The 16,876-nt window shown below is 59.7% G+C and carries 14 protein-coding genes; 5 read left to right on the forward strand and 9 right to left on the reverse strand.

Features of this window, described 5'->3' with window-relative positions:
* Nucleotides 1-20 precede the first annotated feature (20 nt).
* Both ACWGKN_RS16350 and ACWGKN_RS16355 read left to right on the forward strand, forming a co-directional pair.
* Entirely contained in the window at nt 21-1,670 is a 1,650-nt protein-coding gene (locus tag ACWGKN_RS16350; protein WP_452095646.1) for a SpoVR family protein, read from the forward strand.
* Nucleotides 1,671-1,707: 37 nt separating this feature from the next.
* Complete coding sequence (locus ACWGKN_RS16355) at nt 1,708-3,999, forward strand: serine protein kinase PrkA (RefSeq protein ID WP_424255145.1); 2,292 nt, start codon at nt 1,708-1,710, stop codon at nt 3,997-3,999.
* 2 nt (nt 4,000-4,001) lie between these two features.
* On the opposite strand, the gene ACWGKN_RS16360 is transcribed toward ACWGKN_RS16355, so the two are convergent.
* Complete coding sequence (locus ACWGKN_RS16360; RefSeq protein ID WP_052159826.1) at nt 4,002-4,802, reverse strand: sirohydrochlorin cobaltochelatase; 801 nt, start codon at nt 4,800-4,802, stop codon at nt 4,002-4,004.
* A 424-nt stretch (nt 4,803-5,226) separates the two neighbouring features.
* Here ACWGKN_RS16360 and ACWGKN_RS16365 point away from each other — a divergent pair, with 424 nt between their 5' ends.
* Together ACWGKN_RS16365 and pgeF are read left to right on the forward strand one after the other, a co-directional pair.
* Nucleotides 5,227-6,681 carry a DUF3373 family protein gene (locus ACWGKN_RS16365; RefSeq protein WP_424255141.1) on the forward strand — a complete coding sequence of 485 codons (1,455 nt, stop codon included), beginning with the start codon at nt 5,227-5,229 and terminating at the stop codon, nt 6,679-6,681.
* A 190-nt stretch (nt 6,682-6,871) separates the two neighbouring features.
* Nucleotides 6,872-7,645, forward strand: a complete 774-nt coding sequence (gene pgeF / locus ACWGKN_RS16370; protein ID WP_452095647.1) for a peptidoglycan editing factor PgeF — start codon at nt 6,872-6,874, stop codon at nt 7,643-7,645.
* Between the two features lie 34 nt (nt 7,646-7,679).
* On the opposite strand, the gene ACWGKN_RS16375 is transcribed toward pgeF, so the two are convergent.
* The gene (locus ACWGKN_RS16375; RefSeq protein WP_424255137.1) at nt 7,680-8,474 is read right to left on the reverse strand and encodes an endonuclease/exonuclease/phosphatase family protein; all 795 of its coding nucleotides are present in this window, start codon (nt 8,472-8,474) and stop codon (nt 7,680-7,682) included.
* A gap of 168 nt (nt 8,475-8,642) precedes the next feature.
* On the opposite strand from ACWGKN_RS16375, the gene hemC reads away from it, so the two are divergent.
* Nucleotides 8,643-9,602 carry a hydroxymethylbilane synthase gene (gene hemC, locus ACWGKN_RS16380; protein ID WP_035228376.1) on the forward strand — a complete coding sequence of 320 codons (960 nt, stop codon included), beginning with the start codon at nt 8,643-8,645 and terminating at the stop codon, nt 9,600-9,602.
* Between the two features lie 72 nt (nt 9,603-9,674).
* Here hemC and hypB read toward each other — a convergent pair whose 3' ends face one another.
* From hypB to cybH, 7 genes are all read right to left on the reverse strand, one after another.
* Nucleotides 9,675-10,454 (reverse strand): hydrogenase nickel incorporation protein HypB, encoded by a 780-nt coding sequence (hypB, locus tag ACWGKN_RS16385; RefSeq protein WP_035228373.1) that lies wholly within the window; start codon nt 10,452-10,454, stop codon nt 9,675-9,677.
* Nucleotides 10,455-10,855: 401 nt separating this feature from the next.
* Complete coding sequence (locus ACWGKN_RS16390; RefSeq protein WP_424255134.1) at nt 10,856-11,377, reverse strand: HyaD/HybD family hydrogenase maturation endopeptidase; 522 nt, start codon at nt 11,375-11,377, stop codon at nt 10,856-10,858.
* Between the two features lie 42 nt (nt 11,378-11,419).
* A complete protein-coding gene (gene hypE / locus ACWGKN_RS16395; protein ID WP_452095648.1) occupies nt 11,420-12,433 on the reverse strand; it encodes a hydrogenase expression/formation protein HypE in 1,014 nt (337 codons plus the stop codon).
* A 93-nt stretch (nt 12,434-12,526) separates the two neighbouring features.
* Nucleotides 12,527-13,615 carry a hydrogenase formation protein HypD gene (gene hypD / locus ACWGKN_RS16400; RefSeq protein WP_035228370.1) on the reverse strand — a complete coding sequence of 363 codons (1,089 nt, stop codon included), beginning with the start codon at nt 13,613-13,615 and terminating at the stop codon, nt 12,527-12,529.
* 13 nt (nt 13,616-13,628) lie between these two features.
* The gene (locus tag ACWGKN_RS16405; RefSeq protein WP_424255132.1) at nt 13,629-13,874 is read right to left on the reverse strand and encodes a HypC/HybG/HupF family hydrogenase formation chaperone; all 246 of its coding nucleotides are present in this window, start codon (nt 13,872-13,874) and stop codon (nt 13,629-13,631) included.
* Nucleotides 13,861-16,230, reverse strand: coding sequence for a carbamoyltransferase HypF (gene hypF, locus ACWGKN_RS16410; protein ID WP_452095649.1), 2,370 nt, complete (start codon nt 16,228-16,230; stop codon nt 13,861-13,863). Before hypF ends, ACWGKN_RS16405 begins: the two co-directional genes overlap by 14 nt.
* Entirely contained in the window at nt 16,202-16,846 is a 645-nt protein-coding gene (gene cybH, locus ACWGKN_RS16415; RefSeq protein ID WP_035228365.1) for a Ni/Fe-hydrogenase, b-type cytochrome subunit, read from the reverse strand. Before cybH ends, hypF begins: the two co-directional genes overlap by 29 nt.
* Between the last annotated feature and the right edge of the window lie 30 nt (nt 16,847-16,876).

Below are 16,876 nucleotides of genomic sequence, written 5' to 3' on the forward strand. Positions count from 1 at the left end.
GCACCTGGAATGGCGACGATATGGAACTGATCAGCCAGCATGCCAAGAAGATCATGGAAGGGTGCAAGGAGCGGGCTCGCGATGCCGGACTCAGCTTTCAGGACGAGAGTCTCGAGTACATCGTCACCAATCGCGATCTGCTGCAGCTCTCACCGAAGATGATGATCCCGACCCTCTACGATTACTGGGTCCAGGACGTCGAGGTGCTGAAGGAACAGGGCCGCTACGAGCTCTATCCCAACAACCCCTACGAGACCGTCATCAATACCCGGCCGCCGATCTCCTATTACAACGACAACAACCCGGATTGGCTGAATGTGATGATATTCTATCATGTTATCGGCCATATCGATTTTTTTCAGAACAATATCTTTTTTCGCCATACCCGGGAGTACGACTTTACCGGCCGCGCCCTCTCCGACAAACGGCTGTTCGCCAAACTGCGGTCGGAGAAGGGACGCTGGGTGGACTATATCATCGAATTCTCGCGGGCCGTCGACAACCTGGTGGGCTATTTCGGTGTCCTGGCCGGGCTGGAGAAGACGGCATCGTCAGGGGTCGAGGCGATGATCGACTACTATTTCGATGTCTTTCTCCAGAAGAACAAAAAGGCGATCACCCGCTATGTCCGGGAAATCGAGTTGTATAACAAAATGGTGCACGATGATCCGGTCGAGGCCGAACGGCGGTTTCTCGATTCGGTCAAGAGCCGGCACCCGGAATTCGAATCGCTGTACGACAAGAGCCGGAAGGAAAAGAAGCCGCGGGAGGGGATCGATGTCCTCCGGTTCCTGATGGAATACTCGCCTTTTCTCAACCGCGAGGACAACCGCTGGATGCTGACCGTCCTGGAGGTGATCCGCTCGACCTCGCTCTATTTCCAGCCGCAGATCCGGACCAAGATCATGAACGAGGGCTGGGCCAGCTACTGGCACGAGAAGCTGTTCCTCGGCGACGACCGGATCGGCGGCCATGAAGTCGAATATGCGCTCGTCAACGCCAAGGTCACGTCGATGCCGCGGGTCGGCCTCAATCCCTACGCCCTCGGCATGCGCCTCTTCGACTATCTCGAAGAGAAGGCCGAGAAAGGGAAGATATCTTTTGATTATAACAGAATAGAGGATAAGTACAGGCGTCGTCACTATGACCGGAAGACGGGTCGGGGAAAGGAGTTCATCTTTTCCATCCGGGAGAACTCGGCCGATTCGATGTTCATCAACAGCTTTATCGATCAGGAATTCGTCGACCGGCACCGGCTCTTCGTCGCCGGCAAGCGATTGAACAAGGAACGGATGACCTGGCAGTACTACGTCAAGAGCCGGCGGGCCGAGGATTATCGCCAGATGGTCTCCGATTCCCTCTACCATCCGCCCCTGGTCAAGGTCAGCGTCGATGCCGACGGGACCCTGATCCTCAACCATGTGTTCGAGGGCAAACCGCTGGTCCGCGAATATATCGACGCGACGCTGATGGGGCTGGAGTTTCTGTGGGGCGGCAAGGTCTGCCTGTACACCTCCGAGCCGGTGCCGGTGAAGACCGAGGCCGAGCAGGAGGGGGCGGCCAGGACCGAACGGCCGAAGCAGGAGATCAGCTGGAAGCGCTTCCGTTATACCATGAGCGGGAGGAAGCTTGTCCGGGAACCGATCGAGGTCCACGGGCAACGGGAATGAAGGTTGGAGAAACGGTATCCGGCAGAGGAGTCGATTGATGCGCGATATCACCAGGGCCTTGAACAGCCTGAAACAACACGAGAGCGGCTGGCCGAAGCGATCGATGCTGTCCTTCAGCGAATTTCTGCAGGAGGTCGTTGCCCATCCGACCCGGATCATCCGCAACGTGCTGCAGGTCTATGCCGACATGATCAGCACCTTCGTTGCCGAGGGTGTCGACGAGTACAGCGATGACCCGGAATCGATCCGCTATCTGAGCTACGATTGCAGCAAACTTTTTGTCGAGAATTCGGACCGGCCGTTTTTTGCCGATCGTCTCTTCGCCAACCGTCTGATGCGCCATGTCGAGGGCCTGTCGGTCGGGGCACAGCAGAACAAGATCTATATCTTCGAAGGACCCCATGGCAGCGGCAAATCGACCTTTCTCTACAATCTGCTGCGCAAGTTCGAGGAATATGCCAATACCCCCGAAGGCAGGCGGTATGAAGTGGTCTGGCGACTGAAACGCGATCAGGCGGTGAACGCCCCCCAGTCGCTGGCCTCCCTGACGGAACGGCTGGCCTGGCTGCTTGAAAACAAGGGGCTCAACAACGACAGAAACCACCCGAACGCCAAGGAAGGATGCGCCGACGACAACGATCCGGGGGCCTATTTCGATGTTCCCTGCCCCAGTCATGACAATCCCTTCCTGATCATCCCCAAGGATGTCCGCCGCCGTTTTTTTGACGAACTGTTCGAAAATGACAAGTTCAAGTGGCACCTGTTCACCGAGAAGAAATATGAATGGGTGTTCGAGGAATCGCCCTGTACGATCTGTACCTCCATATTTCAGAACCTGTTGAAACAATACGATGATCCGCTCAAGGTCCTGGAGTTCGTCTACGCCCGGCCGTTTTCCATCAACCGCCGGCTGGGCGAGGGGATCTCGGTGTTCAACCCCGGCGATGCGCCGCTGCGCCAGAACGTCCACCACAACGAGGTGATCCAGCGCAACCTCGACGCCCAGTTCTGCCCCTCGCGGCCGGTGTCGTTTCTCTATTCCAGCTTTGCCAAGACCAACAACGGCATCTATGCCCTGATGGACATCAAGTCCCACAACATGGCCCGGTTGATGGAACTGCACAATATCATCAGTGACGGGGTGCACAAGGTCGAGGATATCGAGGAGCGGGTCAACTCGCTGTTCTTCGCCCTGATGAACCCCGAGGATCGCAAGGTGATCACCGATCTGCAGGCCTTCACCGATCGCATCGAGTTCATCAATGTGCCGTATATTCTCGATCTGAAAACCGAAGTTGAGATTTATCGGGAAATCTTCGGCCGGCACATCGACGGCAGCTTCCTGCCCCGGGTCCTGCACAATTTTGCCCGGGTCATCATCGCCACCCGGCTCAGGACCAAGTCGGAGGCGATGCTGGAGTGGATTCCCGATCCCGGCAAATACGAACTCTATTGCGACAGCCATCTGCAGTTGCTGAAGATGGAGATCTTTACCGGCTTCATCCCTCCCTGGCTGAGTGAGGAGGATGTGGCGGCCTTCACCGCCAAGCGGCGGATGAAGATCATCGCCGAATCGGAGAAGGACGGCTGGAAGGGGCTGTCAGGCCGCGATTCCATAAAATTATTTAATGAATTCTATACGATATACGGAAAAGACGACAAGCTCATCGACATGTCGATGCTGGGCAAGTTCTTCCGCAAGTACTGCAAGGAGGACCGGGACATCCTGCCGATGGGCTTTCTCGATTCACTGCAGCGGATGTACAACTACGCGGTATTGCAGGAGGTCAAGGAATCTCTCTATTACTACAACGAGGAGCAGATTGCGCGGGAGATCCAGAATTACCTGTTTGCCGTCAACTTCGAGCCGGGTTCGGTGGAAAAGTGCACCTATACCGGGGAGCGGCTCGAGATCAACGACGCCTTTTTCCAACGCTTTGAATCACGGTTGTTGATCGGTGCCCGGGATGCCGCCGCCTTTCGCAGCAATATCCAGAAAACCTATGCGACGGTGACGCTGACGCAGGAGATGCTGCGCGACGACCTCCCGATCACCGGAACGACCCTGTACCAGTATCTCCATGAGCGGTACGTCCACAACCTGAAGGAGAAGGTGCTCGAACCCTTCCTGAAGAACGAGAACTTCCGGCGGGCGATCAAGGATTATAACGAGGAGTCGTTCAAGACCTATGACCGGAAGATCCAGGACGACATCCATTTCCTGATGGACAACCTGCACCGCAAACACGGCTATTCGCGGCAGGGGGCGAAGGAGATCTGCATCTATGTCATCGACAAAAACCTGGCCGGGGCCTTCGCCGACAAATGAGGTCAGCCGGCCTGACAACCTGAAGCATCATCGCCGCGCACGCGGCTCATGGTTTCGCCGATCCGGGCGCCGATCGCGGCGATCATCCCCGGATGGCGACCGAGTCCCCGGGCGACGCATGTCACTTCGAGACCAGCCTGTTCCAGTCGGGTGCGCCATGCGTGTTGGCCTCTGCCGTTGACATCCCTTTCAAAATGCATGCCGGCGACGAGCAGCAGGGGGATCAGGCAGACCCTGTTCCACCCTGCGGCGATGATCTCATCAGGGATAGCGGTCGAGTCGGGATGTTTGTCGATAACCCCGACAAAGATCCGGGGGCCGAACCGCTGCCGGAAGATCTTTTCGATGGCGTGATAGGCCACCCAGATCGGGTGATTGGTGCCATGGCCGATGAGGAGGATGGCCTGGCCTGTGTGCTCGTCGATCAGGGGCGCCAGGTTATCGGCCAGATCATGATAATCCTGCGGGGCGGTGAGGAGGGGAAAGGCGACATGGCAGGGGATCGGCGACTGCCGGCACTGCTGCCGCAACTGGTGATATTCATGACCGGGCAGGAGGTGCAGCGGTTGGACAACCGCCTTGCCGTACCCGTGCCCCGCCAGCTCCGTCAAGAGTTCCAGGGGAGAATGACGAATCCGTCCGGATGCGTCCGCCACCTTGTTCCTGATCACCCGCGAAGTGTAGGCCCAGAAGATGGGGGTGTCCGCCAGTCTGTGGCGTATCTCCCGGTCGATCATGTCGTAAGTGGCAGCCGCCTCATCTGAGACGGTGCCGAAGGCGGCGAGAACGAGCGGTATCTTCATCGTGAGCGGGGCATGGTCAATGGAGGCGAGGCGGTTCCGGGTCAAGTGACGGAAAGTGGTCGGCTTTTCTGTTCTTTACCGGAAATGGCCGAAAAGGTCCAGCGGCAGCGGAGCATCCTTGCAATCGATGAACACGCCGAAGGCCAGGGAAGGCAGTTTAGAAAAAAATTATTTACTAAAATAGGAGGCGCTATTGACATCGTCAATTATCTACGATAGACAATATGAACAGGGTAAAAATATTTGTACCGTGAAGAGGCGTACGGATACCGCCGGCGAGGATATCCCGGCGGACGAGAAAGGGGAGGCAGTGTGTTTCGGCTGTTTTTCATGCTGCGATCATCAAGAACATGAAAAAGGAGGACGGAGGATGGTGAAAAAAATTTCTGTGTTGGCACTGGCGGGACTTCTCACGGTTCCAGCTATGGCTATGGCCAGTGCCGGTCCCAACGCTGCAGACCTGGAGAAAAAGGTCGAAGAATTGAGCAGGCAGCTCGACGAGCTGAAGGCGGCATTGGATTCCCAGAAAGAGGTAAGCAACAAGCTGTCGGACACCGTCGGTGATCTGGACGAACGCTCGGCCGATTGGGACCTCGCCGCCCGGATCAAGTTCTTCGGCGATTTCCGCAGCCGCCTCGACTATTATTCCGCCGATACGGTGTTCGGCAGGGACCTGGATAACGACACGCTCTGGACCAACCGTTTCCGCCTTAACATGCGGGTCAACGCCACCGAGAACGTCGAGTTCAAGGGGCGCCTGGCCATGTTCAAGACCTGGGGCAACCAGTCGGCCTTCACCGACGAATCCGGGGCGATGTGGCCGGTGTTCGACGGCAACGTCGCCCGGACCCCGGCCGAGGACAGCGCCCTCTATGTCGACCGGGCCTATGTCAACTGGGCCAACATTGCCGGTCAGCCGATGTGGTTCTCGATCGGCCGCCGGCCGACCACCGACGGTCCTCCGACGCAGTTCCGCACGGGGATCGACGGCGACGCCACCCCGATGGCCTTCATGAACTGGCCCTTCGACGGTCTGACCCTTGGCTATGCCTGGACCTGGGGACCGGAGACGATGGGCGACAGCCGGCTCCGCTTCTGCTACGGCCGCGGTTTCGAGGCCGGTCTGCTGGATGATTCGGCCCCCGGCTCGATCGATGACATGGACTTCGCCGGCTTCAGCTGGGATGTCATGAAGAAGGACGACATGTTCGCCTATGTCCAGGTGTTCAACGCCTTCAACGCCTTCAACTACCCGAATTTCCAGGATCCGGTCATCAACTCCCAATTCGGCAACATGTCCGGCCTGGGGGAGAGGGAGAATCTCGGCGACATCCTCCATACCTCGGCGGTGTTCGAGAACAAGGTCGCCAACTTCAATTACTTCCTGGCCGGCGGCTGGTCGCGCACCAACCCCGATGCCGACGGCATGTTCAACGACTACGCCGCCATGGCCGCGGGTCTGGCCGGGCCCAATACCGACGAGGAAAACGGCTACAGCGTCTATGCCGGCGTCCGCTACGACATGGACAACATCGGCCTGAAGCTCGGGGCCGAGTTCAACTACGGTTCGGAGTTCTGGCTGGCGATGTCGCCGGGGCATGACGACATCTACCAGTCGAAGCTGGCGACCCGTGGTCAGGTCTACGAGATCTACGGTCTCTACGACCTGCCGACGGGCGAGATGATCTCCAGGTATGCCAAGACCTTCATCCGTCTGGGCTACCAGCATTACGAGTATGATTACTCCGGCTCGGGCGACTGGAACATGGCCGCCTATGACCTGAGCAATGGCGGCGACCTGATGAAGCTGGGGATGATGGGGCTTGACCCGGTCGAGGACGCCGACCAGATCTATCTGACCTTCGAGGCCTTCTTCTAAACCGCCGCGATTGTAAGGCCGCACCCGCACCATCAGCAAAGGGAATGCCTCCGTCGGGGGTGTTCCCTTTTCTTTTCCAGTCTCAGCTGCGCTCTTGTCGCCGTTCCGTTCAATCTGCTATACTTTCAGTTTTGGACCCGCTGCAGATGCGTTCCCGGCGATCCTTTCCCTCCTCGTTCACGGAGAAGCGATGCACCATTTTGCACCAGGGCGGCACCACCGGAGTTTCAGCCCGGAACATGCCGACGGCTGCCGCTATGCGATGTTCGATCGCCATGGAGGGGTGGGTGTCGCCCCGTTTGCCTCGCTCAACGGCAGTTACGGGGTGGGTGATGAGAGCATCGCGGTGGCGGCCAACCGGGCCAGGATCAAGGCCGCCCTGGACCTGTCGCGGCTCGTTTCCGCCCGCCAGATCCACGGTGATCGGATCCATTGCCTGGACAGCCATCCGGCCGCCGATCTCGAGGTCGACGGCGTCGACGCCCTGGTAACCGACCTGCAGGAGGTCGGCATCATGGTCCAGCATGCCGATTGCCAGGCGGTGCTGCTGTTCGATCCGCTCCGGCGGGTGATCGGCGCGGTCCACAGCGGCTGGCGCGGCAGCGTGCAGAACATCCTGGGCAAGACCGTCGGGTTGATCGTCTTCCGCTATCATTCACGGGCAGAGGATCTGCTGGCGGTCATCAGCCCCTCGCTTGGCCCCTGCTGCAGCGAATTCGTCAATCATCGCCACGAGTTGCCGCCGCATTTCCAGAGATACCGGGCGGGTGAGAATCATTTCGACTTCTGGCGGATATCACAGGAGCAGCTCATCGCCGCCGGCCTCAGGCCGGCCTCGATTTCGGTTGCCGGGGTGTGCACATCCTGCAGCCGGGATTATTTTTCCTATCGCCGGGCATGCCGGGAGGGTGACGGGGTGACGGGGCGGAACTGTTCGGTGGTGGTTCTGGGAAAGGGGGAATGACGCTCGGCCGGCAACGGGTTGTCATCACCCGCTGTCAGTGCAGCTGTTTCACCAGCCTGATTCCCCGGTCGTCACCGGCGGCGGCAAGGGGGCTCGCCAGGCAGGAGAAGTCGCAGACCAGCGGCGCATGGTCGGACAGCTGGATATCGGGGATGAAAAAGCTGTCGATCCTGATGCCGTGCGAGTGCAGGACAAAATCGATCTGACGGTGCGGCGCATGGCTCGGGTGGGAGGGGGCGTTGACGACGTTGGCATTTTCCAGGCCGGTCGCGGCGAGGAACAGCTTGAGTTCCTTGTCGCCCCAGAAGGTGTTGAAATCGCCGGCGACGATGACCTCCTTGTCGGTTTCGTGAATGAGGCTGTACAATTGTCCGAGCTGGTTCTGGCGATGACGATATTTCAGGGAGAGATGGACGACGAAGATCACGACCTGTTCGAGTTCGGCCTTGATGATCAGACGCTTGACCCCCTGGGAGAAGTAATGAAAGCTGGAGTCGAGGATTTGATCCCGGCTCAGGAGGGCGTTGGATTGTTGCCGGATGATCGGCACCCGGTGGACAAAGGAACTGCCGCTGTACTTGGTTTCAACGACAAAATGGTAGCCGAGTTCATTGGCAATCTGTTCCGCCTGGCAGGCGTTGCTCGAGCGGTATGAACCGGAATCGACCTCGACCAGGCCGATGATGTCGGGATCGACAAGCCGGATGAAATGGATGATCCGTTGCAGGTTGGCGGCAGTCTTCTTGAAGAAGCCGGCATAGGGGATCGGCAGGTGGAAGCCCTTCTTGTGGCCGGTCGCGTAACGGATGTTGTACAGGAGCAATCGCATGCTTCATGTTACCTGATCGGGGGTGGTTCTGGCAATCAAACAGGGAGCCGAATCGGTCGACGGATCGGCGATATCGTGGTCAACTGCACATGCAGTCGACCATGCGGGCTCTCCGCCCTAACGCAGGCCGACGGACCAACGATAATTTTGCAAAGGAAGAACGAAAGAATGATAGTCATTGGATCACGAAAGAGCAAACTGGCGATGTGGCAGACCGAGATGGTGGCCGAGGCCCTCAACGCCGTGGGGATGGAAACCACGATCAAGGCCATGGAGACCATGGGGGACAAGGTCCTCGATACCTCCATCGCCAAGATCGGCAGCAAGGGGGTCTTCACCCGGGAACTGGAGGAGCAGTTGGCCAGCGGTGCCACCGATATCGCGGTGCACAGCGCCAAGGACATGCAGTCCCAACTGCCGGAGGGGTTTGCGTTGATCGCCTTTACCCGTCGGGAACAGGTCAATGATGTCCTGGTCAGTGACAACCAATCGCTCGATATCGACGACAGCTCGAAAAAGATCCGCATCGGCACCTCGTCGGTGCGACGGCGGGCCCTGCTGCGGTATTATTATCCCCATGTCGAACCGGTGGAGATGCGGGGCAACCTCCAGACCCGCATCCGCAAGATGCGGGAAGGGGCCTGTGATGCCCTGATGCTGGCCTATGCCGGGGTCAAGCGGATGGACTACGACAAGATGATCATCAAGATCTTCCCGGTCACCCAGATATTCCCCCCCGTCGGCCAGGGGTCGATCGCCATCGAGGCATCGTCCCTGCTTCCGCCTGACAAGCGGGAATTCATCCGTGCCTGTCTCAACGATGGCGACAGCGAAAACTGCCTCCTCGCCGAGCGTGCCTTCCTGAAAACGCTGGAGGGCGGGTGCAGCATCCCGGTATTCGCCCTGGCGACACTCGACCAGCAGGATATCGTCCTCACCGGCGGTCTGGTCAGCCTCGACGGCAGACAGATCGTGATGATGCAGCGGCGGGGCGCAATCGGCGAGGCGGAAATGATCGGTCTGGAACTGGGAAAAGAAATTCTGGACAACGACGGGCGGGAACTGCTGGCCAGGATCCGGCAGGAACAGGGGGGCGGCCCGTCGTCGGAGCAGGTGGACCTGCCGTAGCCGGAGATAGTGCCCCTGCCTTGCATCTCCACTGATTCGAAGTGGCGGGAAGGCAGGGGCGGACGGGCAGGATTATCTGGCCCTGGCCTTCATCCGGGAGAGGAGGTCACGCAGGTAGTCGAGCCAGTTGTCGAAACCCTCGCCCCCTTTGGTGGCGCAGAGGTCAATGACCCGCAGCCGCGGATTGAGCTGGAGGGCCTCGCCCGAGGCCTCCGCGACCGGGAAATCGAAATACGGCAGCAGGTCGGTCTTGGTGATCAGGAAGGTATGCGAACTGGTGAAGGCCTTCGGGTACTTGGCCGGCTTGTCCGGTCCCTCCGGCACCGATACCAGCACGACCCGCTCATGTTCGCCGAGATCGAAGGTGGCCGGGCAGACCAGATTGCCGACATTCTCGATGAAGAGGAGGTCGATCCGGTCGCCGCCCTGCTCCTTCTGCAGCAGGTGAAACCCCCGGTGGATCATGGCCGCATCGAGGTGGCAGGCGCCGCCGGTGGTCAACTGGACGGCCGGAACCCCCTTGGCGCGGATCCGGTCGGCGTCGCGTTCGGTCTCGATGTCGCCTTCGATGACCCCGATGTTGATCTCGCCCTTGAGGGCATCGATGGTGTGTTCGAGCAGGGTGGTCTTGCCGGACCCCGGACTGCTGATCAGGTTGAGGACGACGGCACCGATGTCGTCGAAGTGGTCCCGGTTGATCCTGGCCAGGGCATCGTTGGCGGCAAAGAGGCTGGCATGGACGTCGACGGTCCGGCCTGCCGCCGTGCCGTGCGTATGGACCGAGCCCTCGCCGTCATGGCTGTGGCTGTAAATCTGGTCTCCCGCAGAGGGACATCCGCATGAATCACACATGGTAGATCCTCATCAAAAAGTTGGACTCTATCAGGCCGGGATGAGCGGATCGCAGCCTGACGCAAGGGCATATGCCGTTGTGTAAATGTAACCGTAAAAGTGGGGCGTCGTAACCGGCATTAGGGGTCGTAATGAAATCATTGGTTATGGAGCCTTGTGCAAAACGGCTGTCTGCCCATCCTGTCATCTCGATCTTCCCCCGCTGGCTTCTCGATCTTTCCCCGCTGTCATCGCGATCTTTCCCCGCTGTCATCTCGACCAGTGGGAGAAATCTCCTGCCAGGAACAACGAAATTTCTCGCCATCCCTCGAAATGATAACAAATATCCAGAAATAACAGGATATAATGTCTAATTTGCTGCTAAACAGTCCTGTTGTTTCGCAAAAGGCTCTATGTAGCGGTTATTTGGTAACGTTCCCTGAATACGCCGTCGCCGGACCCTGTTTTTTCTTCACCTCGACACCCAGCTCGGCCAGGCGCCCCAGTATCATGTCGGCGACTTCCACCACCCGCCCAGCCACAACGTCGGATAACTCTATGCTTTCCGTCAGTTCCTTGGGGATGACGGTATAGAACTCCACCGCCTCCGGTGCGGCATCTCGCAGTTTGCAGATCTCGAGAATCTCGAGCAGCCCGAGCTGGTGGGGCGACATCCGGGTCTGGAAATTGCCGGCCTTGACATCGGCGAGGGTGTAGTAGTGAAATGAACCGGGTTCTCCGGCGATATCGACCACGTCGATGATCAGGACCGGGTCGCATTCCTCGAGAAAGGGGGACATGTAAATGCCGGCGGTACCGATATCGTGGATCTCGACGGTATCCGGGAAGTGATAATTGTTTTCGAGGTACTGAACGGTATGGACGCCGAAGCCCTCGTCGCGGAGGATCAGGTTGCCGATGCCGAAGATGCCGATTTTTTTCACGCGAGTTTTCATGGTCGTTAACGGTTGAGTGGTGATTACGGCCTAGCAGATGCGTGGCAGTGGCTCGCCGTGCAACGGGGTCACCATTCGCATGCCGCCGAGCGGTGTGTTGATGACGACCCGGCCGGCCTTGCCGCCCACCATCCTGCCGATGATGGCCGCCTCGGCGCCTTCGGTGGTTTCCCGCATGATCCTCAAGGCGGTTTCGGCCTGGTCGGCACTGACAACGGCCAGCAGTTTGCCTTCGTTGGCGAGGTAGAGCGGCTCCAGCCCGAGGAGTTCGCAGGCGGCTCGCACCTGGGGGCGGACCGGCAGGGACTCCTCCCGCAGTTCGACCCCGAGCCGGCTGTTGGCGGCTATCTCGTTGAGCGTGGTGGCGACGCCGCCGCGAGTGGGATCGCGCAGGGTTCTCACGGCGCCCGGCAGCTCGTCCAGGAGGCGCTGCACCAGGCGGTGCAGGGGCATGGTGTCGCTCTCGAGCCGGCCCTGTATCGAGATCCCGGCCCGGCGGGTCATGATGGTAATGCCGTGGTCGCCCATGGTGCCGGAGAGGAGGATCACATCGCCTTCCCGGGCGTTCTTCGAGGAGATGTCGATGCCGTCGGCGACGACCCCGATCCCCGAGGTATTGATGAAAATCTTGTCGCCCTTGCCTCTCGGCACGACCTTGGTGTCGCCGGTCACCACCGGGACACCGCTCTCGCGGCTGCAGGCGGCGATGGAGATGACAATCCGCTCGAGATCATCGAGCGCCATTCCCTCCTCGAGGATGAGGCCGAGGCTGAGGCACAGCGGTTGGGCCCCGCGCATCGCCAGGTCGTTGATGGTGCCGTGGACGGCCAGCATGCCGATATCGCCGCCGGGGAAAAATATCGGGTCGACGACGTAGCTGTCGGTGGTGAAGGCGATCCTGCCGGCCGGCCGGTCGAGCACCGCACTGTCCTCCAGACCGCGGAGGGTGGGGTTGTCCAGGTGTTTGACGATGAGGCTGCTGATAAGCTCCTGGCTTGCAAGACCGCCGCTGCCGTGATCAAGAAGTATGCATTTATCGGACATCGGGGATTGTTACCATTCTGGTTGTCTGCAGGAAAGCGGCGAGGTGCAGGGATGATGTCTGCCGGTCATCCGGTCGGAGACAGAAAGTTGCCATTACATGTCCAGCCCGTATTTATGGAAGGCGGCACAGGTCCCTTCGCTGGAGACCATACAGGGACCGACTGGCGACGCGGGGGTGCAGCGGGTCCCGAACAAGGCGCATTGGCGTGGATTGTTGATGCCCTTGAGGATATTGCCGCACATGCAGCCTTTTGGTTCACCGGCAGGCGCAAGGGTGATATCGAGCCGCGCTTCGGCATCGAAATCCCGATACTTTTCCCTGATCTTCAAGCCGCTGCCGGGGATGAGGCCGAGTCCGCGCCATTGGGTGTCGCAGGGCTCGAAGATCTCCTCGACCATCTGCTTCGCCCGGGCATTGCCGTCCCAGGAGACCACCCGGCCGTAGGCATTCTCGACCTTCGCCTCGCCGGCTCCGATCTGTTGCGCCAGCAGTATCAGACTGGTGAGGAGATCGGTGGTTTCGAATCCGGCAATGACGCAGGCGATCCGATGTTTCTCCGCGAACGGGACATAGGCCCCGGCGCCGATGATGGCCGAGACGTGGCCGGGACAGAGCAGACCGTTGAGCTTGAGTTCCGGGTCTTCGAGCAGGGCGGAAAGCGCTGCAGGAACGGTTTTTTGAGTTGAAAACACGGCGAAATTCGAGATATTCCGGTTCCTGGCGGCCAGAATCGTGGCGGCGATCGTCGGTGTCGTGGTTTCAAAGCCGACTCCGAGGAATACCACCAGATCCTGTGGATTTTTTACGGCCAGGTCCAGGGCATCCATCGGAGAATAGACAATATCGACCTTGGCCCCTCGCGAACTGGCATTGGCCAATGAGCCATTGCTGCCGGGGACCCGGAACAGATCGCCGAATATCGCCACCCGCACCCCGGGCCTGTCGGCCATGGCGATGAAGGCATCCATGTGTGACGCCGAGGTAACGCAGACCGGGCAGCCCGGGCCGGAGATCAGTTCGAGCCCATCCGGGAGAATGCTCCTGATCCCGTTGCGGAAGATCGCCATGGTGTGGGAGCCGCAGACTTCCATGATCCGCATCGGTCGGGTGACAACCTTCTGCAGGTCGGCGACGAGGGCCTTGGCGATGGCGCTGTCGCGGTATTCATCGAAGTATTTCATCTCTGACCCCGGATCACGACAGCAGCTCTTCCGGCATCTGCGCCGCCAGTTCCCTGAGCAGGCTGAGATTTTTCAGGGCCTCCGCCTCGATCAACGAGTGAATGGCGAAACCGGCATGGACGATGACATAGTCGCCGACGCTCGGCCAGTGATCGACGACATCAAGCCGGACCTCCCGGCTGATACCGTCGGCATCGACTATGGCGATCTGGCTGGTGGTGAAATCCTCCGGGCACCCGTGAACCTCAGTCACTCTCATGGGAATCGCGAGACACATGCCGTAACCCTCCTATTATGGTCTGTCCGAGAGAGATGGCGCCGTCGTTGATCGGCACGGTCTCCCCCGTGTAAACTTCTACTTTGCTGTTCTTGAAAACATAGAGCAGCCCTTCGAGTAACAGGCTGTTCTGCATGCAGCCTCCAGCCAGGACGATGCGGCGAATGCCGGTCTGATCCATAAGACGCAGGGTGAGTTCGGTAATACTGCGGATAAGCTGGAAGTGAAAATTCAAGGCGATCCTGCCGGGATTTTCGCCCTTATGCAAGGCGTGGACAGCCATTCTAACAAATTCCTCCGAACATATCTCCATTTTTTCATGGTTCATCACCAGAGATCGGGGGAGTGATGTCGATCGGGCCGCAATGAGTTCATTCTTCCAGGTGCTGGAGGCAGATGTCCTGGCCAGGGCCTCGAGCTCCATCGCCGCCTGACCTTCATAGCTCGTATACTGTCTGACACCGAGGATCGAAGCGATGGCATCGAAGAGCCTGCCGCAGGAGGAGGTCGACGGCGAATTGAAGGAATTTTTGACCATCGATCCAATCGCCTCCCGATGCGCGTGCGGAATCTGAGCCAGAGCGGGGGGCAGCACCGATGCGGAAGACAGGTCGTCGCCGAACAGCAGATACAGGGCAGCGATCGCCATCCGCCAGGGTTCGGCAGCAGCCCGGTCGCCTCCCGGCAGCGGCAAAGGAGATAAATGGCCCAGGCGGGTGGCGGTGGTCAGATCCGCCAGCAGGAACTCGCCGCCCCAGATCGTACCGTCGGGACCGTAGCCGGTGCCGTCCATGACGATCGCCAGGACCGGGTCGGCAATCCCGTGCTCGGCCATCACCGCCACCGCATGGGCGTGATGATGCTGGATGCGGTACAGGGGGAGGTCCAGTTCTTCGGCGTAGCGGCTGCTGAGATAGTCGGGGTGGAGGTCGCAGGCGACGACCTCCGGCGATATCTCGAAGACCTGGCGCAGATGCCGGATCGATTCGGTGTAGAAGGTCAGCGCTTCGAGGTTGAACAGATCACCGATATGCTGGCTGAGAATGACGGAGCGATCCCGTCCCAGGCAGAAGGTGCTTTTCAGGCCGCCGCCGCAGCCGAGGATCGGCGGCAGCGGCCACGGCACGGTCAGAGGGGCGGGGACATAGCCTCGCGCCCGGCGAAGCAGGCGGGTCCTGCCGGCGATGACGCGACAGACCGAATCGTCGACCCGGGTGACGATCTCCCGGTCATGCAGCAGGAAATAGTCGGCGATCGCCGCCAGCCGGTCGATGGCATCGTGGTTGGCGGTACAGATCGGGGCGCCGCTGACGTTGCCGGAGGTCATCACCAGGGCCGGAGGGCAGAGTGTTTCTGCAAACAGCAGGAAATGGAGAGGCGTATAGGGCAGCATGATCCCGACGACATCAACCCCCGGGGCGAGGTTGGCGGCGAGCCAACTTCGGCGACGAGGTTGGAGCAGGACGATCGGGAGTTCCGATGAGAGCAGGAGCCGCCGCTCTGCGGCATTGATCTGAAAATGATCCTGGGCGATCTCGATATCCGGCAGCATCACTGCCAGCGGTTTGTCCGGCCGGCCCTTGCGTTGCCGCAGGACAGCCACCGCCTGCGGCGAGGTGGCGTCGACGGCGAGATGAAACCCGCCGAGGCCGCGAAGGGCAACAATTTCTCCCTGATGCAGCGCGGCCGCCGCCTCCCGGAGGGGGTCGGCGCACTCGATCCTGTCCCCGTTCCGCCCATGCCAGAGCAGGCGTGGGCCGCAGACCGGACAGGCATTGGGCTGGGCATGAAAGCGGCGGTTCGCCGGGTTACGGTACTCCTGCAGGCAGTCCGGGCACATCGGGAAGACCTTCATCGAGGTCTTCGGGCGGTCATACGGGATCGTTTCGACGATGGTGAAGCGGGGGCCGCAATTGGTGCAGTTGATGAACGGGTAGCGGTATCGCCGGTCCGCAGGGTCAAGCAGTTCCCGCCGGCAATCATCGCAGATGGCGATATCCGGGGGGATGGCGGTGTTGGTGAGGGCACCGGCGGTACTCTCGAGGATGGTGAAGGAGCCGTCGGCCACGGGGTCGGTCAACGGTCGTTGTTCGATTGATACAATGCGGGCGAGGGGCGGGGGCTGGTGTTCGAGGGCGTCCAGAAACAACGCCAGCCTGTCGCTTCGAGCCATGGCCCTGATGACCACGCCGTCACCGGTGTTGGTGACCGTGCCCGAGATCCCGAAGCGGGTGGCGAGGTTGTAGATGAAGGGTCGAAATCCTACGCCCTGGACGATGCCGCGGACGAGGATTTCGACCCCGATCGGCTTATGCCTTGGTGTGTGTAAACTTGTCACCTGTGAAGATCGATGAGATAACCCCTTCCGGACGTTTCACATCGTTCCAGATGCACATATAAACGTGGATCATGGCGAAGATGATGAACCACCACATCAGCAGGTGATGGATATAGCGCGACGATTGCTGATTGCCGAAAAACGCCACCCCCCAGCCCTCCCAGAAGGTCGCCTCGGGAAAGAGCATGTAGAAGCCGCTGATGATCTGCACGATGGCGGCCACCACGGTGACGATATAGGTCAGCCCGGCCAGGACGTTGTGGCCGAGGCGATCGTGGTGACGCGCTTCCTTGATATAGCTGTAATGCAGCAGGGTTTTCCAGAAGTTTCTGAGATTGCGGCCGGTGACCGGCAGGACATCCATTATCCGTTCCTGCTGGTTGCCGAAGATGTAGAGGAAAAGCCTGATGATGATCGCCGCGGCGAAGACATAGCCGGCGACGAAGTGCATGTAGCGCATCCAGGCCATCGGCCAGGACTGGCTGTACTCGAGCATGGTATTGGTCCACGGGGTGTTGACGTAGAACCCGGTCACCACCAGGACGACGATGGAGAGGGCGAACATCCAATGGAACAAGCGATGCAGGATGCTCCAGCAATAGTGTTTTTCATACATTGTTCATACCTCCATACGGCAATTGCCGGG

This window comes from Desulfoprunum sp. (genome assembly GCF_053613775.1).